Genomic DNA, 26,342 nt, shown 5'->3' on the forward strand with positions numbered 1-26,342 from the left:
CTAAAAAAGAACGCCAGAACAAGAACGAGGCAAACACCGTGCGTACGTACACCCCGAAGCCCGGCGATATCAACCGCCAGTGGCACGTCATTGACGCCACAGACGTTGTCCTTGGTCGTCTCGCGAGCCAGACCGCAATCCTGCTGCGCGGCAAGCACAAGGCCACCTTTGCGTCCCACATGGACATGGGCGACTTCGTCATCATCATCAACGCCGAAAAGGTTGCCCTCACCGGCGCCAAGCTGGAGCAGAAGCGCGCATACCGCCACTCCGGCTACCCGGGCGGCCTGACCTCCGTCAACTACGCGGAACTCCTGGAATCCAACCCGGTCCGCGCCGTGGAGAAGGCCATCAAGGGCATGCTCCCCAAGAACTCCCTCGCTGCCCAGCAGCTGGGCAAGCTGAAGGTCTATCGCGGTGCTGAGCACCCGCACGCCGCCCAGCAGCCCAAGACTTTCGAAATCACCCAGGTCGCCCAGTAGTCCTGGCCACCAAACAACTTATCTATACAAGGAGAATCGTGGCTCAGAACGAAGAGACCACCGAAGCCGTTGAGGCTGAGGAAACCCTGACCAGCTACACCTCTGAAAGCTCAGCTGCTGACGCCGCTGCGCCGAAGAAGGAGCGCCCGGCCCTGACCGTTGCCGGCGCAGCTGTTGGCCGCCGCAAGGAAGCCGTTGCACGCGTTCGCGTTGTCCCCGGCTCAGGCAAGTGGACCATCAACGGCCGTGCGCTGGACAACTACTTCCCGAACAAGCTGCACCAGCAGGACGTCAACGAGCCCTTCAAGATCCTTGATCTCGAAGGCGCCTACGACGTCATCGCCCGCATCCACGGCGGGGGCATCTCCGGCCAGGCCGGAGCACTGCGCCTCGGCATCGCCCGTTCACTGAACGAGATCGACGTCGAAAACAACCGCGCCACCCTGAAGAAGGCCGGTTACCTCTCTCGCGACGCCCGCGTCATCGAGCGTAAGAAGGCCGGTCTCAAGAAGGCCCGCAAGGCCCAGCAGTACTCCAAGCGCTAAACACGCTTGCACAGAAGTCCGTCCCGCTATCAGCGGGGCGGGCTTCTGCCGTTAAAGCCAGAATCGAGCAAGAACTCCTGCTAATTTGAGATTGACGGTGACGCCAAAACCGCACTGCTCTGTACTAGGCCAGCCACTTCGAGTGGATCCGGGTCGGTCTGTACTAACCGGCCGATCAATGTGGAAATGGGCCACGCGACTTCCTGAGCTGGACTTCGCCCGTGGCTCATTGCGCCAAAGTCATCTATCCAAGCCGGAATAGTGCCGGGCGTGCTCTCCAAGCCATCCAGCGCTCGAGTCATCGTGGAAGGCGTGAAGCCAGCGTCTACCCCTGCAGTGAGTGCAATGGGTGGCACCTGACATCCCAGCCGGTTGGTAGGGCGTGGAAGAGATTCCAACCGACGTCTGCCGCGGCCGGTCAGCAAAAGGTGGCATCGCGGTCGAGCTGACCTGCCGTTTCAAGCCCGAGCACCCCCATCCTCTAGACTTGACCGGTGTCTAGATTATTTGGAACTGATGGTGTCCGGGGCCTGGCGAACGGTCTGTTGACTGCGGAGCTGGCGATGCAGCTGGCCCAGGCGGCCGCCGTCGTGCTCGGCCACGACCGCAACTCCAACGGAACACGGCCGCGCGCCGTGGTGGCCCGTGACCCGCGCGCCAGCGGCGAGTTCATCGCTGCTGCGGTGGAGGCCGGGCTCTCCAGCTCAGGCATTGACGTCTACGACGCCGGCGTTCTCCCCACACCTGCGGCCGCCTACTTGGTGGCTGACCTGGATGCAGATTTCGGCGTGATGATCTCCGCCTCCCACAACCCTGCCCCGGACAACGGCATCAAGTTCTTCGCCCGCGGGGGCCAGAAACTCCCGGACGACGTCGAGGACGCCATTGAAGCCCAGATGACCAAGGAAGCTGTGCGCCCCATCGGCGCCGACGTCGGCCGCATCCAGCGCTTCTCCGACGCCGAGGACCGCTACATCGTCCACCTCCTGGGCACCCTCCCGCACAACCTGGAGGGCATCAAAGTGGTTCTGGACTGCGCCCACGGTGCGGCCAGCGGCTGCTCGCCCCAGGTGTTCAAGGACGCGGGCGCGGAGGTGATCGTCATTGGCGCGGAACCGGACGGTCACAACATCAACGACGGCGTCGGCTCCACCCACCTTGGTCCGCTCAAGGACGCTGTGCTGAAGTACGGCGCCAACCTGGGAATCGCCCACGACGGCGACGCCGACCGCTGCCTCGCCGTGGACCACGAGGGCAACGTGGTGGACGGCGACCAGATCATGGCCATCCTCGCCGTTGCCCTGAAAGAGTCCGGAAAGCTCAAGGACGACGTCCTGGTAGCCACCGTCATGAGCAACCTCGGCCTCAAGATCGCCCTCCGCCAGGCCGGCATCAGCATCCGCGAGACGGCAGTAGGGGACCGCTACGTCCTGGAAGAGATGCGCGACGGCGGCTTCAACCTTGGCGGCGAACAGTCGGGACACGTGATCTTCGCCGACTACGCCACCACGGGCGACGGCGTCCTCACAGGACTGCAGCTCGCTGCCCAGATCGCCCTGTCCGGAAAGCCGCTCAAGGAGCTCGCCACGGTGATGACCAAACTTCCCCAGGTCCTCATCAACGTCAAGGGCGTGGACCGCACCAGGGTGGGCAGTAACGAGGTCCTTGCGCAGGCCGTGGCGGCAGCGGAAGCCGCGCTCGGCGATACCGGCCGGGTGCTGCTCCGCCCCTCCGGCACGGAACCCGTGGTGCGCGTAATGGTGGAGGCCGCGGACGAAGAAACCGCCCACTCCATCGCTGAGCACCTGGCCCAGGTGGTCCGCGCCGAACTTGCCCTGCAGCTTATAGCTGACTAAATTCACCTCGAGTTGAGTTAGTTCTTGAACTAGCATCTGACTATGGGGACAACAAATTTATTTCCCACAGTTGACACGACTGTGGAGCGAATGGTCTTTCTTCTTCGCGGCGGGTTTGTCGCTGTAGCGCTTGGCTTGATGCTCTTGGTGCCTCTTGCCTCCGTCGATGAACCGAGGCCCGCCAAATTCGGCTGGCATATGTATGCAGCGGCGGTGCACCTGCCCGATATTGAAATCAGACTCTCTGACGGTTCTATCGAGGAGCGCAATATAGGCGACATTGCGTCCGGGTTTAGGCCAGAAATTGACTACTTTCTTCCCGTGGCCAAGCACATTTGCGAGCGGGAACCTAACGTGGATTCAGTGCAGCTGACGCGTTCTGCACCGCAACATCGGGCGGTGTATTCATGCACAAGTTTTTGACTGATGTTATAGATCCCCGGCCACTGGCGCTCTGCCGGATTTTGGTCGGCGTGGTCGCTGTGTGGTTCTCCTTCGAATGGGTGCGGGTGCTCGCCAGGGCCTCCTCGGGGCAATATTTGGCGCTTCCAGTACTCGAAGCTTTGCCGTTGCTTAGCCCAGATTTTGTTCGAGCGCTATTTGTTGTCTCGATCGTCGCCGCGGTTGCGATGATTCTTGGAGTTGCGGGCAGACTGCCTGCGATCATGGTGGCCACTACGGCCGCTGTAGTCCTCCTCATTGAGCAACAGACCTATAGCAACCACATGGTTCTTCTCATGATGTTGGCTGCATTCCTAGGAGTGAGCGGCTCCGCGAGTGCTTGGCGCTTTTCGCGCTCGCCTCGCGCGACATCCGTCTCGTACTGGCCCGCATTCCTAATCCAGGTTTTAGTCACCACGCTGTATGCGTGGACTGCCCTATCGAAGGTGAACCCGCAGTATCTGTCCGGGGAGGTCCTCTCGACTTTCCTCCAAGGTTGGGTGCCCATCCCGGAGCAGTTGCTGCCCGTTGCGGCTGTTTCCAGCATTGCGGCTGAGGCCTTCCTTGCAATAGCCCTATGGATACCTAGGCTGAGGAAGCTCGCGTTCGTTGTGGGGGCTGGCCTACATATTGGAATTGTGGTTCTACTGGACTCGCCCGCACCCCTTATCGGCTTTGGGTTACTAATGGCGACCGGTTATATATTGTTTGCGTGGGCTGCCCCCGATCGTATTTTGTCTGGGATGCGCCTTGTGGGGCAATCGTCGTCGAAAGCACCATGAGACAGCCCGGCACAACGAAAAGTGGCCCGTTTCCGGAAAGGAAATGGGCCACTGTTTTGTGTAAGTCGGGCGCTAGGAAGATCGGGTCTTCAGCGCGTCCCGGATCTCGGTGAGCAGGGCGATCTGGGGATCCTCGGCGGACTCCTCCTTCACGTCCTGGCCGATGCCGAGCCTGCGGTTGCGGCGCTCAATCATGTGGTTCATCGGCATGATGACCACGAAGTAGATCGCGGCGGCGATCAGCAGGAACGAAATAATGGACGAGATGACCTGTCCATACAGGAAGCCCTCCCACTGCATCTCCTCGATGCCCTTTGCCTGGAAGAGAAGCCCGATCAGCGGCGTCAGCAGGCCCTCGACAATGGAGGTCACGACGGCGCCGAAGGCGGCACCCATCACGACGGCGACGGCAAGGTCAACGACGTTGCCCTTCATGATGAAATTCTTGAATCCTGTCAACATACCGACCAAGCTAGCGCACCCAGGTGAGCCCCACATGACGCCCAAGTAAATTACCTGCCCGTGTCGGGAACTAAGCCATCCTGCCGATCGAACCGCGGTACCGCTGAAGTATCTGCAGGAAGTTGTGTTCGGTGACGCCCTCCAAAGTTAGTCCGTACCTGTCTTCTGTTGCGTTCCCCAACTCGTATGCAAGAGCCTCGTCAGCGGGGACACGTTCGAGGTAGTACTCGGCGAAGGCCCGTGTGAAGTGCCTCAAGTGCTCGGTTCTGTAGGCGAACTCGTCTCCCCAGCCGTAGCCGGTCGACTTCACGAACTGGCCTTGATATGCCTCCTGGGCTGAGCGGAGCGCCCGGGTGACCAGGAGAATATCGCCAATGGCCTGCTTTGAATTCTGCTCGTCAGCAACCTCGGTCAGACCAGTCGGCTCCTCAAGCCCCAGCGCGGCCCAGGCGTCGTGAATGATGGAGGGGTCTGTGGGCAGAAAGGTAAAAAAGTCCCTGATGTAGCGTTCGCCAGAGTGTCGGGACTTGAATTCGCTTAGGAAACTCGCCGTTCCACTATGTCGGGAAGTGTGGCGGCCAGGCGTACCGTCGCGCAGGCTGATCCCGTGGGCATTGGAGAACGGGCCTTCGTTCCGCAGATCGTCGTCCAACGCGGCCAGTACGTCGGATGAGAAAGTGCCGAAAAACGCTATCCCCTTCTCCAACTGGGCTCGCTCCTGCACGCGCCGGCCCTCGATAAATTCCCACGCTTTGCGGAAGTGTTCAGGAGTCAGGTTGAGCTGTTTCTTGCGCTCGTCCGAAATGGCCGCGGTCCGCGCTGCCTCCTCGCGGTCGAAGTGGTCATGGCGCAGTTGCAGGTCTCGCCGCGCGCGGTCAGCCAGCTCCGCCAGAATGCGGTTGCGGTCCGTCATGAAACCAGCTTAGGGGGATGGGTCCAGGCGAAAACGCGAATCAGCCAAGCAGCCCTACGGATGCCCCGGAGCTGCCTCCACGCCGAAGTATTCCTCCAGCGTAAAGATCCCCCGGTTCACCATGTCCGTGGCCGCCTCCACCCCGATGTAGCGCAGGTGCCAGGGCTCGTAGTAGTACCCCGTGATGGGGTGGAACATCCACGGGTACCGCACCACGAACCCGAACCGGTGCCCGTTCGCCTTGGCCCAGACGGCCGAGGGCTGGTCCGCGAAGCACGGCTGGAACCCGCAGGCGCCGTTGCCGTCGGCGATGTCGAACGCCCACCCCGTCTGGTGCTCCGAATAGCCGGGCCTGGCGCTGGCCGTATCCGCGTCGGCCTGGCCGCGGGCCGCAACATACCCGTTGTAGGTGGCCACCTGGGTGGTGTACGAGCGGTACCCGCTGGCCAAAACCATTGTCACGCCGTCCCGCGCGGCCGCCGCGAACATCGCCTCCGCAGCAGCTGCCGTGGTGCTGTTCAACAGCGACGCCTCGCCGGAAGCCGTCATGGCGATCGAGGGACGCACCAGGTCGGCCGGGACGTAGTCCGCCGGCACCAGCGGCCGGTGCTTGTTCACGATCAGCCAGGGGCTGGCCGGATCACTGAGGGAGAACTGCCGCGGCAGCGCAGCCGACGGCGACGGCGTGGGGGACGGCGCGGCCGGTGCCGCAGCCTCCGTGGTGGGCGCCGCCGTCGTAATTTCCGGCGTGGGCGTGGCGGTCACCGCTGCCGGTGAGGAAGCGGAGGCAGGGGCCGACGACGGCGTCGCGGCGTCGGGTGCCTCCGGCGTGCAGGCTGTTAGGACAGTGAGTCCGGCGCCCGCCGCGAGGAAGCGCGTGAAGCTGCGCCGGCTCGGCGTCTGCCCGGAAGCAGGGGAGCAGTCCTGGCACACCTGTGTTAAACCTTCCGGAGGAGCATGCGGCGGATCGAATGGTCCGCCTCCTTGGTGAGCACCAGCTGCGCACGCCCCCGGGTGGGAAGGACGTTCTCCTCAAGGTTGGGCTCGTTGATGCGCTTCCAGATGTCCCGCGCCGTGGTCTCCGCCTCTTCGTCGGACAGGGTGGCGTACCGGTGGAAGTAGGACTCCGGCTGCGCGAACGCGGTGCTCCGCAGCTTGCGGAACCGGTCCACATACCACTCCTCGATGTAGGAGGTCTTGGCATCCACGTAGATGGAGAAGTCGAAGAAGTCACTCAGCGCCAGGCCCTGCCGGCCGTCGTGCCGGGGACGCGCCGGAGCCAGCACGTTCAGCCCCTCAACGATCAAAACGTCAGGCCGGCGGACCACCACTTCCTTGCCGGGAACGATGTCATACGTCACGTGGGAGTACCAGGGGGCGCGCACTTCCTCGGCGCCGCTCTTGATCTCGCTTACGAAACGGAGCAGCGCCCGGCGGTCATAGGACTCCGGAAAACCTTTGCGCTCCAGCAGCTGGCGCCGCTTGAGCTCAGCCAGGGGATAGAGGAAGCCGTCCGTGGTGATGAGTTCCACATTGGGGGTGCCGGGCCAGCGCCGCAGCATTTCACGGAGCACACGGGCAATGGTGGACTTGCCCACGGCAACAGACCCCGCCACGCCGATCACAAACGGCGTGCGCTGGGTGTGTTCACCCAGGAACGTGGTGGTGGCGGCGTGCAGCTGCCCGGCGGCCTCCACATACAGGTGCAAGAGCCTGGAGAGCGGAAGGTAGACCTCGCGGATCTCCCTCATGTCCAGGGGGTCCCCGAGGCCACGGAGACGGATGATGTCCTCTTGGTTGAGAGGCTGCTCCATCTCGTCTGCGAGCCTGGACCAGGTCTGCCGGTCCAGCTCAACGAACGGGGAGACACCCTCCCCGTTCGCCTCGTTGCGTTGCAAAGTCACTCTAGAGATTCTGCCCCGCGCCCGGCACATAGCGAAATGGAGCACGGCCTGCGCGCGGCGGCAGCCGCAATATTCTGCTCCTGCGGGGGCGCTGCCGGTTTAGATCTGGGGTGCCCCTGCCGATAGTCTTGAGGCTATGTGTGGAATCGTGGGATATGTGGGCCGTTCAGTCGACGGCGGAATTGCCGGTCACAGCGCGCTGGATGTTGTTCTTGAGGGACTGCGCCGCCTGGAGTACCGGGGCTACGACTCCGCCGGGGTCGCTGTGGTGTCCAAGGGCGCGATCGAATCGCGGAAGAAGTCCGGGAAGCTGAGCAACCTGATCGCCGAGCTGGAGGCGCACCCGCTGCCGGAGACGGTGACGGGCATCGGCCACACCCGGTGGGCCACGCACGGCGGGCCGACGGACCGCAACGCGCACCCCCACCTGGCCGACGGCGGCAAGCTCGCCGTGATCCACAACGGCATCATCGAAAACTTCGCCGAACTCAAGCTTGAGCTGCTGGACAAGGGCGTGACCTTCCTCTCCGAGACGGACACCGAGGTGGCCGCGGCGCTGCTGGCGGACATCTACCGGAATAAGCTCGCCGGGGACACCGCTGAGGGCCGGCTGACCCGCGCCATGGAACTGGCCTGCCAGCGCTTGGAGGGAGCCTTCACGCTCCTGGCCGTCCACGCCGACCAGCCCGACGTCGTAGTGGCCGCCCGCCGCAACTCACCCCTGGTGGTGGGCCTGGGCGAGGGCGAGAACTTCCTGGGCTCGGACGTGTCCGGGTTTATCGACTACACCCGCCGCGCCGTGGAGCTGGGCCAGGACCAGATCGTCACCATCACCGCGGACACCGTGGAGATCACCGATTTCTTCGGCAACCCGGCCGCCGGCAAGGAATACCACGTGGACTGGGACCCGGCCTCGGCGGAAAAGGGCGGCTTCAGCTCCTTCATGGAGAAGGAAATCCATGACCAGCCCGACGCCGTGGCGCAGACCCTGCTGGGCCGCTCCGACATCAACGGAAAACTGACCCTGGACGAGCTCCGGATCGACCCTGAGCTGCTGAAACAGGTCAACAAGATCATTGTGCTGGCCTGCGGGACCGCCGCGTACGCGGGCATGGTGGCGAAGTATGCGATCGAGAACTGGTGCCGGATCCCCACCGAGGTGGAGCTGGCGCACGAGTTCCGCTACCGGGACCCGATCCTGGACGCGAACACCCTGGTGGTGTCCATCAGCCAGTCCGGGGAGACCATGGACACCCTGATGGCCGTCCGCTACGCCCGTGAACAGGGCGCCAAGACCATCTCCATCTGCAACACCAACGGCTCCACCATCCCGCGTGAATCCGACGCCGTGCTCTACACCCACGCGGGCCCGGAGATCGCGGTGGCCTCCACCAAGGCGTTCCTGGCGCAGATCACCGCCGCGTACCTGCTGGGCCTGTATTTGGCACAGCTGCGCGGAAACATCTTCTCCGGCCAGATCAAGGACGTCCTCGCGGACCTGAACAAGATCCCGGCCAAGATCCAGAAAATCCTGGACAACGCAGGACCCTTGCGCGAACTGGCCCGGTCCATGGCCAACGAGAAGTCGGTGCTGTTCCTGGGCCGCCACGTGGGCTTCCCGGTGGCGCTGGAGGGCGCGCTGAAGCTGAAGGAAATCGCGTACATCCACGCCGAGGGCTTCGCCGCCGGCGAGCTCAAGCACGGCCCGATCGCCCTGATCGACGACGGCCAGCCGGTGTTCGTGGTGGTCCCGTCCCCGCGCGGCCGGGATTCCCTGCACGCCAAGGTGGTCTCCAACATCCAGGAAGTCCGCGCCCGCGGCGCCCGCACCCTGGTCATCGCCGAGGAAGGGGACGAAGCAGTGAAGGCCTACGCCGAGTACGTCTTCTACGTTCCCGAAACCCCCACGCTGCTCATGCCCCTGCTGACCACGGTCCCGCTGCAGATCTTCGCCGCGGAACTGGCCCAGGCCAAGGGCTACGACGTGGACCAGCCCCGCAACCTCGCCAAGAGCGTCACCGTCGAGTAAACGGGCCGATCCGGTACTGATTCATGAAGGAGCCCTGGGCCAGGTGCCCGGGGCCTCCTTCGTCTCTGCCGGCTGCCACGCGCGTGCTGCGCACAGCGGGCCGGGACCGTCCACGTAGAGTAGTGACATGATTGTTGGCATTGGCGTAGACGTTGTAGACATCGAGCGGTTCGGCCGCCAGCTTGAACGCACCCCCGGCCTCCGGGACCGGCTGTTCGTTCCGGCTGAGCGCGAGCTGAACACCCGGTCACTGGCTGCACGCTTTGCCGCCAAGGAAGCTGTTGCCAAGGTCCTCGGTGCGCCCGCCGGCATGAACTGGCAGGACTGCTGGATCGGCCTTGACCAGAACGGACCCACCGTCCAGGTCAAGGGCACCGTGCTGGCTGTGGCCGAGGCCAAGGGCGTCAAGCGCTGGCACCTCTCCATGAGCCACGACGGCGGGATCGCCACCGCCACCGTCCTGGCCGAAGGCTGAACCTGCTCCGGCACCCACGGGAACTGACGCCGTGATCAGCGCCTACACCGGAACCCAGGTACGGCAGGCTGAGGAGCCGCTCCTCGCCTCCGGACTGGGGGACGTCCTCATGCAGCGCGCAGCCCACGGCCTGGCCAACGCCGTCATCAGGGAACGCCGTTCCCGTGGCCTGGGCACCTACGGCGCCAGCGTTTCCGTCCTCACCGGCAAGGGCAACAACGGCGGTGACGGCCTATACGCCGCTTCCTTCCTGGCGGCACGCGGCATGCGTACGACGGCGGTGCTCACCGGAGACACTGCCCACCCGCAGGCGCTGGCTGCTTTTGAGCGCGCCGGCGGCCGGGTGCACCGGCTCGACGGGACGGCACCCGCCGCACTTGCCGCAGAAGCGGCGCGTGCCGACGTCGTCATCGATGCTGTGCTGGGCACAGGCGCCAAAGGCGGGCTGCGGGGGAGTGCTGCCGTACTGGTTGCTGCCGTGGCCGAGCTTCTGGCAGGCAGCGGCGGACAGACCTTCGTGGTGGCCTGCGACCTTCCCAGCGGTGTTGACGCTGATACCGGCGAAGTTTTCGAGCCGGTGCTGCCGGCGGACCTGACCGTCACCTTTGGCGGTGCCAAGAACGGCCTCCTCGCGGACCCCGGCGCCGACTACGCCGGCCGGGTGCTGGTGGTGCCCATCGGTATTGAGGAGCACCTGCCGCAGCCTTCGGTTAGCCGGCTCGACGAGGCGGACCTGGCCCGGCTGCTGCCGCACCCTGCCCGGCGTGCCCACAAGTACTCCCGCGGCGTGCTGGGGGTGGTTGCCGGCTCCGTGGACTATCCCGGCGCCGCCGTCCTGGCCTGCCGGGGCGCCCTGGCAGCGGGCGTGGGGATGGTCCGGTACCTCGGCCCGCCACAAGTCGCGGACCTGGTGAGGCAGGCGTGCCCTGAGGTGGTCTGCAGTACCGGCTCTGTAGCGGACAACCGCGTGCAGGCATGGCTGGTGGGCTCCGGCATGGGTCCCGAACACCACGAGCAGCTCCAGCGGGCCCGCGACGCTGTCGGATCGGGCCTGCCGGTCGTTGCGGACGCGGGTGCCCTTCCCGCTCTTCCCGAAACCCTCGGCCCGCACGTGGTCCTCACCCCCCACACCGGCGAGCTGGCCTCGCTGCTGCAACGCCTGGGCCGCTCAGAGGACCGGGACGCGGTGGAAGCCGGAACCCTGGCCGCGGTACGCCGCGCCTCTGAACTGACCGGCGGCACGGTGCTCCTCAAGGGTGCCACCACCCTGGTCGCCGCACCCTCCGGTGACGTTTTCAGCCAGGCAGACGGCACCCCCTGGCTGGCGACTGCCGGCAGCGGGGACGTCCTGGCCGGCGTCATCGGTGCGCTGCTCGCCCAGGCGGGGAACGACGTCGGACGTTTCAGCAAAGAGGGCGTGGAACCGGACGTGCGCTGGGCCGCCATTGCCGCGCTGGGAGCCGCCCTGCACGGCAAAGCCGGAAGGTCGGCGTCGGACTCCAACGCCGGGGGACCGGTCACCGCGGGGGGTATCGCGGACTCCCTACCCCAGACTTGGGGTAAAGTAAGCACGCTTAGTAACTCAGGGCTGCGGAAACGTAATAGTCACACCCAACCGTTACGGTAGGCATTAGTTCGTACCGGCAGCAGGGCGCTCCTGCTCTTCTGCTGCCGAATCACAAAGAGGAGCATTATGGAAGTCTGGCCCGGATCGGCTTATCCCCTTGGCGCCACCTATAACGGAACCGGCACCAACTTTGCCCTGTTCAGCGAACTCGCGGAGCGGGTTGAACTCTGCCTCCTGGACGATGACCTGAACGAGACGCGGATCGAACTGACCGAAGTCGATGGCTACGTCTGGCACTGCTACCTTCCACACATCCAGCCCGGACAGAAGTACGGATACCGGGTCCACGGACCGTATGATCCGGAGAACGGGAACCGGTTCAACGCGAACAAGTTGCTGATGGACCCGTACGCGAAGGCTGTCCAGGGCCAGATCGACTGGGACCCCGCGCTCTTCTCCTACGAATTCGGGGACCCTGATTCCCGCAACGACGCCGACTCGGCGCCGCACACGATGCACGGCGTAGTCATCAACCCGTTCTTCGAGTGGGACGGCGACCGCCAGCTGCGGATCCCGTACCACGAGTCGGTCATCTACGAGGCGCATGTCAAGGGCCTCACCCAGCTGCACCCTGAAATCCCTGAGGACCAGCGCGGCACGTACGCCGGTGTGGCCCACCCGGCAGTGATCGATCACCTGAAGAAGCTCGGTGTCACCGCCATCGAGCTCATGCCCGTCCACCAGTTCGTCAACGACGGCACCCTGATGGAAAAAGGGCTCAACAACTACTGGGGCTACAACACCATCGGTTTCTTCGCCCCGCAGAACACCTACAGCTCCACCGGTGAAACCGGCCAGCAGGTCCAGGAATTCAAAGCCATGGTGCGCGACCTGCACCGGGCCGGCATCGAGGTGATCCTCGACGTCGTCTACAACCACACTGCGGAAGGCAATCACCTCGGCCCCACGTTGTCCTTCAAGGGCATCGACAACCAGGCCTATTACCGCCTGGTGGACGGCGACCTCAAGCACTACATGGATTACACCGGCACCGGCAACTCCCTCAACGTGCGGCATCCGCACTCGCTGCAGTTGCTCATGGACTCCCTCCGGTACTGGGTCACGGAAATGCACGTGGACGGCTTCCGCTTCGACCTCGCCTCCACCTTGGCCCGTGAGTTCTATGACGTGGACAAGCTGTCCACCTTCTTCGAACTTATCCAGCAGGATCCGGTGGTTTCCCAGGTAAAGCTCATCGCTGAGCCGTGGGACGTGGGCCCCGGCGGATACCAGGTGGGTAACTTCCCGCCGCAGTGGACGGAGTGGAACGGCAAGTACCGCGACACCGTCCGCGACTTCTGGCGCGGTGAGCCGTCGACCCTGGGCGAATTCGCCTCCCGGCTGACCGGATCCGCTGATCTGTACGAAAGCTCGGCGCGGCGTCCGGTGGCCTCGATCAACTTCGTCACAGCCCACGACGGCTTCACCATGCGGGACCTGGTCTCCTACAACGAGAAGCACAACAATGCCAACGGCGAGGGCAACAACGACGGCGAATCGCACAACCGGTCCTGGAACTGCGGCGTAGAAGGTGACACGGACGACGACAAGGTGCTGACCCTCCGGGCGCGCCAGCAGCGTAACTTCATTGCCACACTGCTGCTCTCCCAGGGCGTGCCGATGCTGCTGCACGGCGACGAGCTGGGCCGCACGCAGCAGGGCAACAACAACACGTACTGCCAGGACTCCGAGCTGAGCTGGATCCATTGGGAAGCCATGGACCAGCCGCTGGTGGAGTTCACCGCCTTCGTGAACAAGCTGCGGCACGACCATCCCACATTCCGCCGCAGCCGGTTCTTCGATGGCCGGCCGGTGCGCCGCGGTGAAGGCGAAAAGTTGCCGGACATCGTGTGGCTGAAGACCGACGGTACCGAAATGCTGCCGGAAGACTGGGGGAGCGGCTTCGGCCGGACCATCGGCGTCTTCTATAACGGCCATGGGATCCAGGAACAGGATTCACGGGGCCGGCGGATCACCGACGACAGCTTCCTGATGGCATTCAACGCCCACGACGCCGCCGTGGACTTTTGCCTTCCCTCCGAGGAGTACTCCCCGAACTGGGAGGTCCTGTTTGACACGGCCGCCCAGGCGGAGGCCTACGAGCCGCTCAAGGCGGGAGCAACGCTGACGCTCGACGCGAAGTCCATGGTGGTCCTGCGCGCCTACTCCGGACCTGAGATGGAGGTTGATTATTCCGCAGCCGCTTCCCTGGCTTCCATGGTCGAGCAGGAGGAAGCCCAAGGGGAGATGGTGGATGCCCAGACAAAGGCAGCGGAAGCGAGCGAGGCAAGGGCTACCGAGGCATGAGGGTCCCGGCTTCGACCTACCGCCTGCAGATCCGCAGCAGCTTCACCCTGTTTGATGCCGCCGAGAAGGTCCCGTATTTGAAGGATCTCGGTGTTGACTGGGTCTACCTCTCGCCCATCCTCACCGCGGAGCAGGGCTCGGACCACGGCTATGACGTGACCGACCCCTCCGCGGTGGACCCGGAGCGGGGCGGCCCCGAGGGCCTGCTGGCCCTGTCCAAGGCTGCCCGCGAGCACGGCATGGGTGTCCTGGTGGACATCGTGCCCAACCACGTGGGCGTCGCCACGCCCGCGCAGAACCCCTGGTGGTGGTCCCTGCTGAAGGAAGGGCAGGGCTCGCCCTACGCCGACGCCTTCGACGTCGACTGGGACCTGGCAGGTGGGAAGATCCGGCTGCCCATGCTTGGCTCGGACGAGGACCTGGACAAGCTGGAGATCAAGGACGGCGAGCTCCGCTACTACGACCACCGGTTCCCGCTCGCTTCCGGAAGCTACTCTGAGGGCGATTCCCCCCAGGAGGTCCACAGTCGCCAGCATTATGAGCTGATGGACTGGCGCCGGGCGGACGCGGAACTGAACTACCGGCGCTTCTTCGCAGTGACCACGCTCGCCGGGATCCGGGTGGAAACGCCCAGGGTCTTCGAGGAGGCACACGCCGAGGTGGGCCGCTGGTTCAAGGAAGGCCTGGTGGACGGCCTGCGGGTTGACCACCCGGACGGCCTGGCCGACCCCGCCGGCTACCTGCGCTGGCTGAAGGACCTCAGCGGCGGAGCCTACCTCCTGGTGGAAAAGATCCTGGAGCCGGGCGAAACCCTGCCCCAGGACTTCGCCACCGAGGGAACCACCGGATACGACGCCCTCGCGGACGTGGACCGGGTGTTCGTGGACCCCGCAGGCCAGCAGGAGCTGGACGAGCTGGACGCGAAGCTTCGCGGCTCCGACACCCCTGCGGACTACGCAGAGATGATCCGGGGCACCAAGCGAATGATCGCGGACGGCATCCTGCGGTCCGAGGTCCTGCGCCTGGCCCGCCTGGTGCCGGAGTCCTATGGGCTTTCGGTGGAGCAGGCAGCGGATGCCATTGCCGAGATCATCGCTGCGTTCCCGGTCTACCGGACGTACCTGCCCACCGGCGCCGAGATCCTCAAGGAGGCGTGCGAATCAGCAGCGGCGCACCGGCCCGACCTTGAGGTTGCCGTGGGCACACTGCTGCCGCTGCTCCTTGATCCCGCCAACCCCATCGCCGTCCGCTTCCAGCAGACCTCCGGCATGGTGATGGCCAAGGGCGTCGAGGATACGGCGTTCTACCGCTACACCCGACTGGGCACTTTGACGGAGGTGGGGGCCGAACCCACAGAGTTCTCTGTTTCCACGGCCGAGTTCCACCAGCGGATGGCCCGGCGCCAGCAGGAACTGCCCCTGTCCATGACCGCAATGTCCACGCATGACACCAAGCGCAGCGAGGACGCGCGGGCCCGGATCTCGGTCATCGCCGAGCTGCCGGAGGAGTGGGCGGATACCCTGGCCACGCTCCGCGGACTCGCCCCGATTCCGGACGGCCCCTACGAGAACCTGCTGTGGCAGGCTGTGGTGGGGGCGTGGCCCGCGAGCAGGGAACGGTTGCAGGGATACGCCGAGAAGGCTGCCCGGGAAGCCGGCAACTCCACCACCTGGACAAGCCCTGACGAGGACTTCGAATCCTCCGTCAAGGCCGCGGTGGATGCAGCGTTCGACGACGGCCGGGTCACCAAAGCGGTGGAGGACTTCGTGGCACGGATCGATTCGTACGCCGCGTCCAACTCCGTGTCCGCGAAACTGGTCCAGCTGACCATGCCCGGCGTCCCGGACGTTTATCAGGGCAGCGAGTTCTGGGAACGGTCCCTGACCGACCCCGACAATCGGCGGCCGGTGGACTTTGAGGTCCGCCGGCAGGAGCTTGCAAAGCTCGACGCCGGCACCCTTCCCGCCGCGGGCACGGAAACCAGCAAGCTCCTGGTCACCTCCCGCGCACTCCGGCTCCGCCGCGACCGGCCCGAACTGTTCCAGGGCTACAGTCCCGTGACAGCCAAGGGTCCTGCGGCGGATCATGTCCTCGCGTTCCACCGCGGCGGTGACGGCGCCCTGGGTGCCCTGACCCTTGCCACCCGGCTTCCCGCCGGACTGGCGGCCGACGGCGGATGGCGGGACACCGCCGTCGAACTTTCCGTTGCGGTGCGCGACGAACTCACCGGCAACAGCTACGGATCCGGGTCCGTTCCGGTGGCCGACGTCCTGGGCACCTACCCCGTGGCTTTGCTCGTACCTGTGGATGGAGAAAAGGCATGACCCTCGTCAATGGCGGGCCCGCGCGTTTCGACGTCTGGGCTCCTGATGCCACGTCCGTTGTCCTGCTGGCCGGCGGGCAGCAGTACCCTATGGTGGAGAAGGAGACGGCGCCGGGCTCTGAAGGCTGGTGGACAGCCCCGGACGCTCCGGCTGACGGCGAGGTGGACTACGGCTACCTGCTGGACGGGGACAGCCATCCTGTTCCCGATCCGCGGTCGCGCCGCCTGCCCGCCGGCGTCCATGAGCTCTCCAGGACGTTCGACCCCGCAGCCCACGCCTGGCAGGACTCCGGCTGGAAGGGCAAGGAGCTGAAGGGTTCGGTGATCTACGAGCTCCACATCGGCACCTTTACCCCCGAGGGAACCCTGGATGCTGCAGCCGAAAAGCTCGGTTACCTTGCGGACCTGGGCATCGACTTCGTCGAGCTGCTCCCGGTCAACGGCTTCAACGGGACCCACAACTGGGGCTACGACGGCGTCCAGTGGTACGCGGTCCATGAAGGCTACGGCGGGCCTGCGGCCTACCAGCGCTTTGTGGACGCTGCCCACGCCGCCGGCCTGGGCGTCATCCAGGACGTGGTGTACAACCACCTCGGCCCGAGCGGGAACTACCTGTCCAAGTTCGGCCCGTACCTGAAACAGGGGGATGCCAACACCTGGGGCGACTCGGTGAACCTGGACGGTCCCGGCTCCGACGTGGTGCGGGAATACATCCTGGACAACCTTGCCCTCTGGCTCCGGGATTACCACGTGGACGGCCTCCGCCTGGACGCCGTGCACGCGCTGAAGGACGAGCGCGCCGTGCACATCCTCGAGGAGTTCGGTGCCCTGGGCGACGCCGTCTCGGCGGAGACCGGGCTGCCGAAGACCCTGATCGCGGAATCGGACCTGAACAACCCCCGCCTGCTGTACCCACGGGACGTCAACGGGTACGGGCTGGCCGGGCAGTGGAGCGACGACTTCCACCACGCGGTCCACGTCAGCGTCAGCGGTGAGACCACCGGGTACTACGAGGACTTCCAGTCCCTGGCGGTGCTGGCAAAGGTCCTGAAGGACGGCTTCCTGCACGACGGCAGCTACTCTAGCTTCCGCGGACGGCACCATGGCCGGCCCATCAATGCCTCGCTGGTGCACCCTGCGGCGCTGGTGGTCTGCAACCAGAACCACGACCAGATCGGCAACCGCGCCACGGGGGACAGGCTTTCGCAGTCGCTGTCCCACGGACAGTTGGCGATGGCCGCAGTGCTCACGCTGACGTCCCCGTTCACGCCCATGCTGTTTATGGGCGAGGAGTTCGCGGCGAGTACCCCCTGGCAGTTCTTCACCTCCCACCCGGAGCCGGAGTTGGGCAAGGCCACCGCGGAAGGCCGGATCAAGGAGTTCGAGCGCATGGGGTGGGATCCCGCCGTCGTGCCCGACCCCCAGGATCCCGAAACCTTCCGCCGGTCCAAGCTGAACTGGGATGAAGCCTCCGCCGGGGACCACGCCCGGCTGCTGGAGCTCTACCGTGCCCTCACAGCGCTGCGGCGTGAGCACCCGGAGCTTGCCGGTCTCGGCTTCACCGAGACGGAAGTGACGTTCGACGACGACGCCGGCTGGCTGCGGTTCCGCCGCGGAAGCGTTGAGGTACTGCTGAACCTCTCAGACGCCAAGGTGCGGCTGGAGGACGTTTCCGGGGCTGTGCTGCTTGCAACGGACGAGGGGACCGACCTTGACGGCGAGGCCCTCGCCCTGGCGCCCTGGAGTGCGGCAATCGTCAAGTCCTGACGCCCCATGTGGGCAGTGTTGCGCCGCGGGCTGATGTCAGCCCGCGGCGTAACTTTCCCGCCCTGGCCTGTTGCGCGGGTCACAGCTGGCAGGATGGAACACATGACTTATTCCGCGGCGGAAGACCGCTACGAATCCATGCCCTACCGCCGCGTCGGCCGCAGCGGACTTAAGCTCCCCGCCATCTCGCTTGGCCTGTGGCACAACTTCGGCGATGACAAGCGCTTCGACGAACAGCGCGCCATCCTGCGCCGCGCGTTCGACCTCGGCGTCAACCACTTCGATCTCGCCAACAACTACGGCCCGCCCGACGGGTCCGCCGAAACGAACTTCGGCCGGCACCTCCAGGACGACTTCAAGCCCTACCGGGACGAACTCGTCATCTCCACCAAGGCCGGCTACTACATGTGGCCCGGCCCGTACGGCGAATGGGGCTCCCGCAAGTACCTCATCTCCAGCCTGGACCAGTCGCTGCAGCGCATGGGCCTGGACTACGTGGACATCTTCTACAGCCACAGGCCGGATCCGGAAACGCCGATGGAAGAGACCATGGGCGCCCTGGACTACGCCGTCCGCTCAGGCAAGGCACTGTACGCGGGCATCTCCTCCTACACCCCGGAGCAGACCATTGAGGCCGCGCGCATCCTGAAGGACCTCGGGACGCCGCTGCTCATCCACCAGCCCAGCTACTCGATGCTCAACCGGTGGACGGAGAACGGTTCGCCCAACCTCTACGAAGCGCTGGACCAGGTGGGGGCAGGCTCCATCGCCTTCTCCCCGCTCGCACAGGGCATGCTCACCGACCGGTACCTCAACGGCATCCCCGCAGATTCCCGGGCAGCCAAGGCCCGCTTCCTCTCCGAGGATGCGATCACCGAGGAGAAGCTGGACCGGATCCGCGGCCTGCACGCCATCGCCGCCGGGCGCGGACAGTCCCTCGCCCAGATGGCCATTGCATGGATCCTGCGGGACCAGCCCAAGGGTTCGCCCGTCACGTCGGCCCTGGTGGGTGCGTCCAGCGTCACCCAGCTGGAGGACACCCTGTCCGCCATCAACAACCTCGCGTTCACCGCCGATGAGTTGAACGCCATCGACGAGTTCGCGGTGGAATCCGACATTAACCTTTGGAAGCAGCCGGCCTGATTCCGTTACGGTGATTCCGCAGAGTGGGACAAGGGAACAACCCCGCGTCCCACTCTGTTGGTTACTATGAAAAGGCGCCGTTTTGGCGCAGAGCCTGCCGCGCCGCCGTCGTCCTCTCTTGGACGCGACGCCGGCGGGCTGACGTTTGTCCTCAAAGGAGTTCCGTGTCTTCACATCCGATTCGTGTTGCAATCGTCGGCGTAGGCAACTGCGCCGCTTCGCTGGTCCAGGGCGTCCACTACTACAAGGATGCCGACCCCAAGGCCACGATCCCGGGCCTGATGCACGTTGAGTTCGGTCAGTACCACGTGGGTGACGTTGAGTTCGTCGCCGCGTTTGACGTGGATGGCAAGAAGGTCGGCGTTGACCTTTCCGATGCCATCCTGGCGAGCGAAAACAACACCATCAAGATCGCCGACGTGCCGCCCACCGGCGTCACCGTCCAGCGCGGCCACACCCTCGACGGCCTCGGCAAGTACTACCTCGAGACCATCGAGCAGTCCACCGAAGAGCCCGTTGATGTTGTGCAGGCGCTCAAGGATGCCAAGGTTGACGTGATGGTCTGCTACCTGCCCGTTGGATCGCAGGAAGCAGCCGAGTTCTACGCCCAGGCAGCGATTGACGCCGGCGTGGCCTTCGTGAACGCCCTGCCTGTGTTCATCGCCGGCACCAAGGAATGGGCTGACAAGTTCACCGCCGCCGGCGTCCCGATCGTGGGCGACGACATCAAGAGCCAGATCGGCGCCACCATCACGCACCGCGTCATGGCCAAGCTCTTCGAAGACCGCGGCGTGACCCTGGACCGCACGTACCAGCTGAACGTCGGCGGCAACATGGACTTCAAGAACATGCTGGAGCGCGACCGCCTGGAGTCCAAGAAGATCTCCAAGACACAGGCCGTCACCTCCAACGTCGAGGCCGAACTGGCCGCGAAGGACGTCCACATTGGCCCGTCCGACTACGTCCAGTGGCTTGACGACCGCAAGTGGGCGTTCGTCCGCCTCGAGGGCCGCAACTTCGGCGACGCCCCCGTCTCGCTCGAGTACAAGCTGGAAGTCTGGGATTCCCCGAACTCCGCGGGCGTGATCATCGACGCGATCCGTGCCGCCAAGATCGGCCTGGACCGCGGCATCGGCGGCCCGCTGCTCTCCGCATCGAGCTACTTCATGAAGTCCCCGCCGGAGCAGTTCAACGACGACCTCGCCCGCGAAAAGGTGGAAGCCTTTATCCGCGGCGACCTGGAGCGCTAAGCCTTCAGTCCGGCTGCCCACCCCTGGGACGCTCTCTCACTTAATTGCGGTTTCTGGACGATCCTCTCTCACATGATGTGGGTTTTCACGCGGCGCTCTCTCACTTCGGTGGGGGAGCGCCGCCCCTTTAACCGTGGTAGCGGCGGATGGCGTGGCTGGCCTGGGCGAGTGCCAGGAGTTTAAGGAGAAGCTGGCTGTGCATATGCATGCCGACGGCGGCAGTGAGGATGAGCCTGTCGGTGCTCTCCGGGGCGGTCGTTGCGGCAATGTCGAGTCCGGCCACGTCGTCCATCGCCTTGCTGTACGCCTCCAGCACTGTCTCAGATACAGGAATCTTGAGGCCCGCCATCAGCTCCAGGTGGGCAGTGAGGGCGTTCCGGGCGTCACTTGCGGAATCCGGCCAACCGCGGAGACGCATGACGGCGTCAGCCGCCTCTGCCGCTTCCCCGCCGATCGACGTGGTGTAGTTTCCAAGATCCAGAACCACCCGCTGGACCGCAGCAAGGAGATCGAGGCGGGGCACGCCGTCGTCGGCTATTTTCACGAGGCCGCGAATCTGCCCGATGTTGAGGCCCACGATCTGGCGGAGCGCCTGGATTAATTCGAGCCGGTCGAGATGCCTGGCTGAATACTCGGCACGGGTTGCGTGAACGGCCTCTCCCGGTGGCAGCAGACCTTCGCGCAGGTAGTACTTGATGCTTGCGGGTGTGACTCCTGACCGCTGACTCAGTTCATTGAGCTGCATCCCGATCTCCTTACCTGCCCGTGTCAATGGATAGTGAATTCGAGCCCGGCTATCCTGATGTACACGCATGGATAGTGGCTCTATCCTAAGGCTATGGAGCCTTGGAATGTTCTACTTGCCAGCCACGTGGTTGGCGCTCTTTTTGTGCTGGCCATCGGGCCCTTGCAGATACTGCGCCGACGGCGAGACCGTATCCACCGCACCATGGGCTACTTCTGGGTGGCTGCCACGTACTACGTCTGCTTCAGCAGTTTCTGGATTGTGTCCGACGGGCATTTCAGCTGGCTGCACGGGCTCTCGGCCTTCACCATCGTGACCGTAACCCTGGGCCTGGTCAGTGCCGTTCGCGGCAACATCGCCTCGCATAGGGGAAACATGATTGGCAGCTACGTCGGCATCGCCGTGGCCTTCATCTTCGCAGTGACTGTGCCGGGCCGTGCCATTCCTGATCTGCTCGCCACCGACCCCTCCTCCGCGGCGTTCGTCTGCGGACTCGTGGTGCTGAGCACGGCGGTGATCTTCGTTTCAGTGAAGCGGGGAGGCCGCGTGGGCGGGAGGTCGCGGACCGTTGTGACCGTAAAAGCGGCGTCCGCACGGGTCCCTGACTCGCGGGAAGTGCGAGAGGATCGCCGGAAAGCCGACATCAGGTGAGAGAGCGTCCGTAGAAAGGCCGCATCAAGTGAGAGAGCGTCCGTAGAAAGGCCGCATCAGGTGAGAGAGCGTTGCAGGGGTCAGGCGAGGCCCACCGGGTTGCCGTCGCCGTCCACGTCCATGCGCATCGCGGCCGGTGCAACGGGCAGCCCGGGCATGGTCATCACCGCTCCGGTCAACGCCACGATGAATCCGGCCCCAGTTTTGGGCAGGAGGTCGCGGACGTGGATGGTGAATCCCTTCGGGGCGCCCAGGCGTGAGGCGTCGTCCGTGAACGAGTACTGGGTCTTGGCCATGCACACAGGGAGGCCGCCCCAGCCGTTCCGCTCGATATCGGCCAGCCGCTTCAGGGCCGGTACGGAGAAGTCCACCCCGTCCGCCCCGTAGATTTCCTGGGCGATGGTCCGGATCTTGTCCTCCACCGGCAGTCCCAGCGCGTACAGGTGCCGGAAATTGTTTGGCCCCGCCACCGTCTTGGCCACGAGGGCCGCAAGGTCATCCCCGCCGTGACCACCGCCGCCGCGTCCCCACACATCGGCGACGGCGGCCGGAACTCCCTCCGCCGCACACCACGCCAGCAGCCAGTCGAGTTCCTCGGCCGAGTCGGAGGAGAACCTGTTGATCGCCACCACGGGCGGCACCCCGAACTTCTCCACGTTCCGGACGTGCCGGTGCAGGTTGGCCACGCCCGCCTCGAGGGCGGCGATGTTCGGTTCGGTGAGCTGGTTCTTCGCCACCCCGCCCTGCATCTTCAGTGCCCTCACCGTTGCCACCACCACCACCGCCGAGGGCGCCAGGCCGCCGGTCCGAGCCTTGATGTCCATGAACTTCTCGGCGCCCAGGTCGGCGCCGAAGCCCGCCTCCGTGACCACAATGTCCGCCAGCCGCCGGGCCGTCTGGGTGGCAATGAGCGAATTGCAGCCGTGGGCGATGTTGGCGAACGGGCCGCCGTGAACCATTGCCGGGGTGCCGGCGATGGTCTGCACCAGGTTGGGCTTGACGGCCTCCTTCAGCAGCAGCGTGAGCGCCCCCTGCACGCCGAGGTCCGCCACGGTCACAGGCGTCCGGTCAAAGGTGTAGCCGAACGTGATCCGGCCGAGGCGGGAGCGGAGGTCGGCCAGGTCCGTGGCCAGGCAGAAGACCGCCATGATTTCCGACGCGACGGTGATGTCGAAGCCGTCCTGCCGCGGGACGCCTTGGGTGGGCCCGCCCAAACCGATGACCACCTCCCGCAGGGCGCGGTCGTTCATGTCCAGCACCCGCTTGAACGTCATGCGCCGGGGGTCGATGTTGAGCTGGTTGCCCTGGTAGATGTGGTTGTCCACCAGGGCCATCAGCGCGTTGTTGGCGGCTGTGACGGCGTGGAAGTCGCCGGTGAAGTGGAGGTTGATCTCGTCCATGGGCAGCACCTGGGAGTAGCCGCCGCCGGTGGCGCCGCCCTTCATGCCCAGGACCGGGCCCAGCGAGGGCTCACGCAGGGCGATCATCACCTTGTGGCCTGCCCGTGCCAGGGAATCGGCGAGCCCTACGGTGGTGGTGGACTTTCCCTCGCCGGCAGGCGTGGGGGACATTGCCGAGACCAGCACCACCTTCCCGGCAGGGGCAGGGGCCTGCAGCCGGGCGGGATCGATCTTGGCTTTGTACCGCCCATACTGCTCGAGGGCGTCCGCATTGATGCCCGCAGCCGCCGCAATCTCCTCGATGGGCCGGATCCGTGCCGCTCGGGCAATCTCAAGGTCACTGGGGGTGGAAGACATCGTTGTCCTTTGATTGGTGATTGGTGATTGGCGGGTGGGGTCAGGTTTCCGTGGAGGGACAGTCAGGACGCGGGAAAGGCCTGCACCAGCCGGGTTCCCACATGGTTGTCGACGGCGGCGTGGTAGCTTTCGAGCGTGATCGCAGCAGTGCGGGCCCATCCCGAGTTCTGGGCCCTGATGGCGGCGGCCCGTCCCATGTCCTCGCGGGTGGCGGGGTCGTCGTGCAGGGCTTCGAGCGCGTCGGCCCAGTCGGCGGCGTGGTGGCCGTCCACCAGCAGACCGGTCCTGCCGTGGAAGATGGCCCGCGACAGCCCGCCAACACGCGTGGCCACCACCGGTGTGCCGCAGGCCTGGGCTTCGAGCGCCACCAGCCCAAAGGACTCGCTGAAGGAGGGCATCACCACCACGTCCGCCGCGCGGAACCACGCCGCAAGCTCAGGTGCCTTGACCGGGGGAAGCTGCGTGACGACGTCGTCCATGTCCGCTTCCGAAATCAGCCGCCGGAGGTTGAATTCCTTGTTGCCGCTCAGCGAGCCCAGGATGGTGACCTGGAGGTCGATGTCCGGCCGCCGTTTCCGCAGCAGGGCCGCCGCCTTGACCAGGACCTGCGGCCCCTTCAGCCGCTGGATGCGCCCGGCGAAGACCAGGTGGAACGTCCCGGGGGTGATGCCCCGCTCTGCCCTGGACCGTGCCCGGAAGGCAGGCGTGAAGGTGCCCAGGTCCACGCCGGGCGGGGCGATGTCGATCCGGTCGTACGTGGCGCCGTAGTGCGAGACAAGTTCGGCGGCCTCGGCACTGGTGTTGGCGATGAGCCGGGCGGCGCCGTCCACAATGCGGTGCTCGCCCAGTTCACGCCGCCGCGGCTCCGGCTGTTCACCGGATTCCAACAGCAGGTTCTTGACCTTGGCCATGGTGTGCATGGTGTGGACCAGCGGGACGCCCCAGAGCTCGGATAGCTCCAGTCCCGCAATGCCGGACACCCAGTAGTGGGAATGGATCACGTCGTAGCGGCCGTGCGGTTGCCGGCGGCGGATCTGCTCGATTTCCGCCACCATACTGTGCAGCAGGCCCGGCAGCTCTTCCTTGGGAATCTTCTTCAGCGGCCCGGCCAGGACGTTGTGCACGCAGACGCCGGGATCGGGGTGTTCGACGGCGGGCTGGTTGGCCGCGGTGGACCGGGTGAAGATCTCCACCTCGACGCCCGCTTCCGCCAGCGCCGATGCCAGTTCGCGGATGTACACGTTCATCCCGCCTGCGTCACCGGAACCGGGCTGCTCCATGGGGGAGGTGTGGAGGGAGAGCAAAGCAACCCTGCGGATCAGTGCCATGGGACCTCCTTCCGGCTACCGGCGTGTATGGGCAGCGCCGGTAGAGTGCGCATCCGATAAAACACTACTCCTCCCTCACAGGACACCTGGGCGCCACAGATCCCGGAGCGCGGGGAACTCCCGCTCGTAGCCGTCCAGCAGGGCCTGCGCCAGGGCCTCCGAGTCCACCAGCGGATGCCCGGCGAACGCCGCGAGGGCGGCTTCGCGGTCACCCTCGACGGCGGCCCGCACGGTCAGCCGCTCCACCTCCTTGACCTGCCGCAGCAGTCCCAGCTGCGGTTCCGGCGGAGCCTGCTGAGGAAGCGGCAGCGCGCCGTCGGCCGTCACCGTGCAGGGAACTTCGACGACGGCGTCCGCCGGCAGCCCCGGAATGGCCGGTTCAGGGGCGGCCGGCCGGGCCGTGGTTTGGGCGGCGGCTGTGTCCGGTACGGGGGAGTTGCGGGTGTTCAGGATCAGCTGTGTGTCACCGGTTCCGGACAGGGCACGCATGGCGGCGAGGGCCACCCGCTCGTAGCCGCCGCCGGCCAGGTCGGCCTCGTCCCGCTGCGCGCCCTGGGTGCGTGCCTCAGCCAGGTAGCCCTCCTCGCGGGACCGGCGCGCCTCCTCCCAGAGCCGGAACGCATCGGCGCCGCCCGCGGCCAGCCGCGGATACAGCTCCTCCTGCTGGCTGTGGATGGTCTCGCCGCGGGTCCGGGCCATGGTGCGCATAGCCTCACGGGCGGCGTCCCGCTGGTAGTAGTAATAGAGGTATTCGTTGGGCAGCGCGCCGAGCTCCGCCAGGAACGGCTGGGGGAAGAGCCGGCCCTCCTCGAACGCGGCCAGGGCCAGCGGATCGGCGAGCAGCCGCGGTAGAAGGTCCTGCCCGTTGGATGCCAGCCGGTACAGCCAGCCCAGGTGGTTCAGGCCGTAGTAGCCCACGCCGTCGAGCCTTCCCTCCGGCAGCGGCGCCCCGGCCGCCCGCGCCGCCCGCTGCACCAGGCCGCCGGCCGAGTCGCAGATCCCGATCACTTTCCGGCCCAGCACGGGCAGCAGCGCCTCGGTGACCATGCCCGCAGGATTGGTGAAGTTGACCAGCCAGGCGTCCGGGCAGTGTTGCTTCATGAGCTGTGCCAGGTTGAGCATGTGCGGGATGGTCCGCAGGGCGTAGGAGATCCCGCCCGCGCCGGTTGTTTCCTGACCCAGCAGGCCAAGGTCCTGCGCCACCTTTTCGTCCGCCACCCGTCCTGACGTTCCGCCGGGCCGGATGGCCGCGAACACCATCCCGGCATCCGCCAGCGCCTGCGGCAGGTTGGTGGTGGCGTGCACCGGAACCCGGGCATCCGGACCGCCCGGCATGCTGTGCAGGACAGCCGTGACGGCCTGGAGGCGGGCGGGGTCGACGTCGTACAGCACCAGCTCGCTGACCATCCCCGCAAAGCGCCCGGAGGCCAGCGCCCGGTAGATCAGCGGCACCCGGAAACCCCCGCCGCCGGCAATGAGAAGGCGCATAACCAGCAGTCTAGGCCCGCGCCCGGCGGGCCCCTACCGCATGTCCGCGGCAGGGCGTAGTGTGCGG

General features: G+C 65.6%; 22 protein-coding genes. 14 read left to right on the top strand and 8 right to left on the bottom strand.

The features are described from left to right. The first annotated feature begins 38 nt into the window (after nt 1-38). From rplM to IEX33_RS02800, 5 genes are all read left to right on the top strand, one after another. A complete protein-coding gene (gene rplM / locus IEX33_RS02780) occupies nt 39-482 on the top strand; it encodes a 50S ribosomal protein L13 (RefSeq protein ID WP_015937805.1) in 444 nt (147 codons plus the stop codon). A 38-nt stretch (nt 483-520) separates the two neighbouring features. Next, a complete protein-coding gene (gene rpsI / locus IEX33_RS02785; RefSeq protein WP_050684362.1) occupies nt 521-1,027 on the top strand; it encodes a 30S ribosomal protein S9 in 507 nt (168 codons plus the stop codon). A gap of 494 nt (nt 1,028-1,521) precedes the next feature. Beyond that, nucleotides 1,522-2,883: a phosphoglucosamine mutase gene (gene glmM, locus IEX33_RS02790; protein WP_188727484.1), complete on the top strand. Its 1,362-nt coding sequence runs from the start codon at nt 1,522-1,524 to the stop codon at nt 2,881-2,883. Between the two features lie 42 nt (nt 2,884-2,925). Beyond that, nucleotides 2,926-3,306, top strand: a complete 381-nt coding sequence (locus tag IEX33_RS02795) for a hypothetical protein (RefSeq protein WP_188727486.1) — start codon at nt 2,926-2,928, stop codon at nt 3,304-3,306. Next, nucleotides 3,291-4,106, top strand: a complete 816-nt coding sequence (locus IEX33_RS02800) for an HTTM domain-containing protein (RefSeq protein WP_229675202.1) — start codon at nt 3,291-3,293, stop codon at nt 4,104-4,106. Before IEX33_RS02795 ends, IEX33_RS02800 begins: the two co-directional genes overlap by 16 nt. 72 nt (nt 4,107-4,178) lie before the next feature. Here the strand turns inward: IEX33_RS02800 and mscL are convergent, their stop codons facing one another. The 4 genes from mscL to coaA form a co-directional block, all read right to left on the bottom strand. Beyond that, on the bottom strand, nt 4,179-4,568 hold the full coding sequence (gene mscL, locus IEX33_RS02805; protein WP_188727490.1) for a large conductance mechanosensitive channel protein MscL: 390 nt from the start codon (nt 4,566-4,568) through the stop codon (nt 4,179-4,181). Between the two features lie 70 nt (nt 4,569-4,638). After that, nucleotides 4,639-5,481, bottom strand: a complete 843-nt coding sequence (locus IEX33_RS02810; protein ID WP_188727491.1) for a hypothetical protein — start codon at nt 5,479-5,481, stop codon at nt 4,639-4,641. A 54-nt stretch (nt 5,482-5,535) separates the two neighbouring features. Next, the gene (locus IEX33_RS02815) at nt 5,536-6,414 is read right to left on the bottom strand and encodes a M15 family metallopeptidase (protein WP_188727493.1); all 879 of its coding nucleotides are present in this window, start codon (nt 6,412-6,414) and stop codon (nt 5,536-5,538) included. Between the two features lie 5 nt (nt 6,415-6,419). After that, nucleotides 6,420-7,415, bottom strand: a complete 996-nt coding sequence (coaA, locus tag IEX33_RS02820) for a type I pantothenate kinase (protein ID WP_188728180.1) — start codon at nt 7,413-7,415, stop codon at nt 6,420-6,422. A gap of 106 nt (nt 7,416-7,521) precedes the next feature. Between coaA and glmS the strand changes: the two genes are divergently transcribed. The 8 genes from glmS (at nt 7,522) to IEX33_RS02860 (ending at nt 20,306) form a co-directional block, all read left to right on the top strand. Continuing rightward, the gene (glmS, locus tag IEX33_RS02825) at nt 7,522-9,414 is read left to right on the top strand and encodes a glutamine--fructose-6-phosphate transaminase (isomerizing) (protein ID WP_188727495.1); all 1,893 of its coding nucleotides are present in this window, start codon (nt 7,522-7,524) and stop codon (nt 9,412-9,414) included. Between the two features lie 127 nt (nt 9,415-9,541). Beyond that, nucleotides 9,542-9,889, top strand: a complete 348-nt coding sequence (locus IEX33_RS02830) for a holo-ACP synthase (protein ID WP_066277757.1) — start codon at nt 9,542-9,544, stop codon at nt 9,887-9,889. 31 nt (nt 9,890-9,920) lie between these two features. Next, nucleotides 9,921-11,516, top strand: a complete 1,596-nt coding sequence (locus IEX33_RS02835; RefSeq protein ID WP_188727497.1) for an NAD(P)H-hydrate dehydratase — start codon at nt 9,921-9,923, stop codon at nt 11,514-11,516. 66 nt (nt 11,517-11,582) lie between these two features. Next, nucleotides 11,583-13,823: a glycogen debranching protein GlgX gene (glgX, locus tag IEX33_RS02840; protein WP_188727499.1), complete on the top strand. Its 2,241-nt coding sequence runs from the start codon at nt 11,583-11,585 to the stop codon at nt 13,821-13,823. After that, nucleotides 13,820-16,147, top strand: a complete 2,328-nt coding sequence (treY, locus tag IEX33_RS02845) for a malto-oligosyltrehalose synthase (protein ID WP_188727500.1) — start codon at nt 13,820-13,822, stop codon at nt 16,145-16,147. Before glgX ends, treY begins: the two co-directional genes overlap by 4 nt. Beyond that, complete coding sequence (gene treZ / locus IEX33_RS02850) at nt 16,144-17,913, top strand: malto-oligosyltrehalose trehalohydrolase (protein ID WP_188727502.1); 1,770 nt, start codon at nt 16,144-16,146, stop codon at nt 17,911-17,913. The genes treY and treZ overlap by 4 nt, the downstream gene beginning before the upstream one ends. Nucleotides 17,914-18,015: 102 nt before the next feature. Continuing rightward, complete coding sequence (gene mgrA, locus IEX33_RS02855; RefSeq protein ID WP_188727504.1) at nt 18,016-19,056, top strand: L-glyceraldehyde 3-phosphate reductase; 1,041 nt, start codon at nt 18,016-18,018, stop codon at nt 19,054-19,056. Nucleotides 19,057-19,220: 164 nt separating this feature from the next. Continuing rightward, nucleotides 19,221-20,306, top strand: coding sequence for an inositol-3-phosphate synthase (locus tag IEX33_RS02860; protein WP_174176614.1), 1,086 nt, complete (start codon nt 19,221-19,223; stop codon nt 20,304-20,306). A 127-nt stretch (nt 20,307-20,433) separates the two neighbouring features. Here the strand turns inward: IEX33_RS02860 and IEX33_RS02865 are convergent, their stop codons facing one another. Next, nucleotides 20,434-21,051, bottom strand: coding sequence for a MerR family transcriptional regulator (locus IEX33_RS02865; protein ID WP_188727505.1), 618 nt, complete (start codon nt 21,049-21,051; stop codon nt 20,434-20,436). A 93-nt stretch (nt 21,052-21,144) separates the two neighbouring features. On the opposite strand from IEX33_RS02865, the gene IEX33_RS02870 reads away from it, so the two are divergent. Next, nucleotides 21,145-21,702, top strand: a complete 558-nt coding sequence (locus tag IEX33_RS02870) for a DUF2306 domain-containing protein (protein WP_188727507.1) — start codon at nt 21,145-21,147, stop codon at nt 21,700-21,702. Nucleotides 21,703-21,782: 80 nt separating this feature from the next. On the opposite strand, the gene IEX33_RS02875 is transcribed toward IEX33_RS02870, so the two are convergent. From IEX33_RS02875 to IEX33_RS02885, 3 genes are all read right to left on the bottom strand, one after another. Further along, the gene (locus tag IEX33_RS02875) at nt 21,783-23,459 is read right to left on the bottom strand and encodes a formate--tetrahydrofolate ligase (RefSeq protein ID WP_188727509.1); all 1,677 of its coding nucleotides are present in this window, start codon (nt 23,457-23,459) and stop codon (nt 21,783-21,785) included. Nucleotides 23,460-23,521: 62 nt separating this feature from the next. After that, a complete protein-coding gene (gene mshA, locus IEX33_RS02880) occupies nt 23,522-24,787 on the bottom strand; it encodes a D-inositol-3-phosphate glycosyltransferase (protein WP_188727511.1) in 1,266 nt (421 codons plus the stop codon). 75 nt (nt 24,788-24,862) lie between these two features. Further along, the gene (locus tag IEX33_RS02885; protein ID WP_188727513.1) at nt 24,863-26,275 is read right to left on the bottom strand and encodes a family 4 glycosyl hydrolase; all 1,413 of its coding nucleotides are present in this window, start codon (nt 26,273-26,275) and stop codon (nt 24,863-24,865) included. Nucleotides 26,276-26,342 lie beyond the last annotated feature (67 nt).

The sequence above is a fragment of the Pseudarthrobacter scleromae genome (genome assembly GCF_014644515.1).
In the GTDB taxonomy this organism is placed as follows: Bacteria; Actinomycetota; Actinomycetes; order Actinomycetales; family Micrococcaceae; genus Arthrobacter; species Arthrobacter scleromae.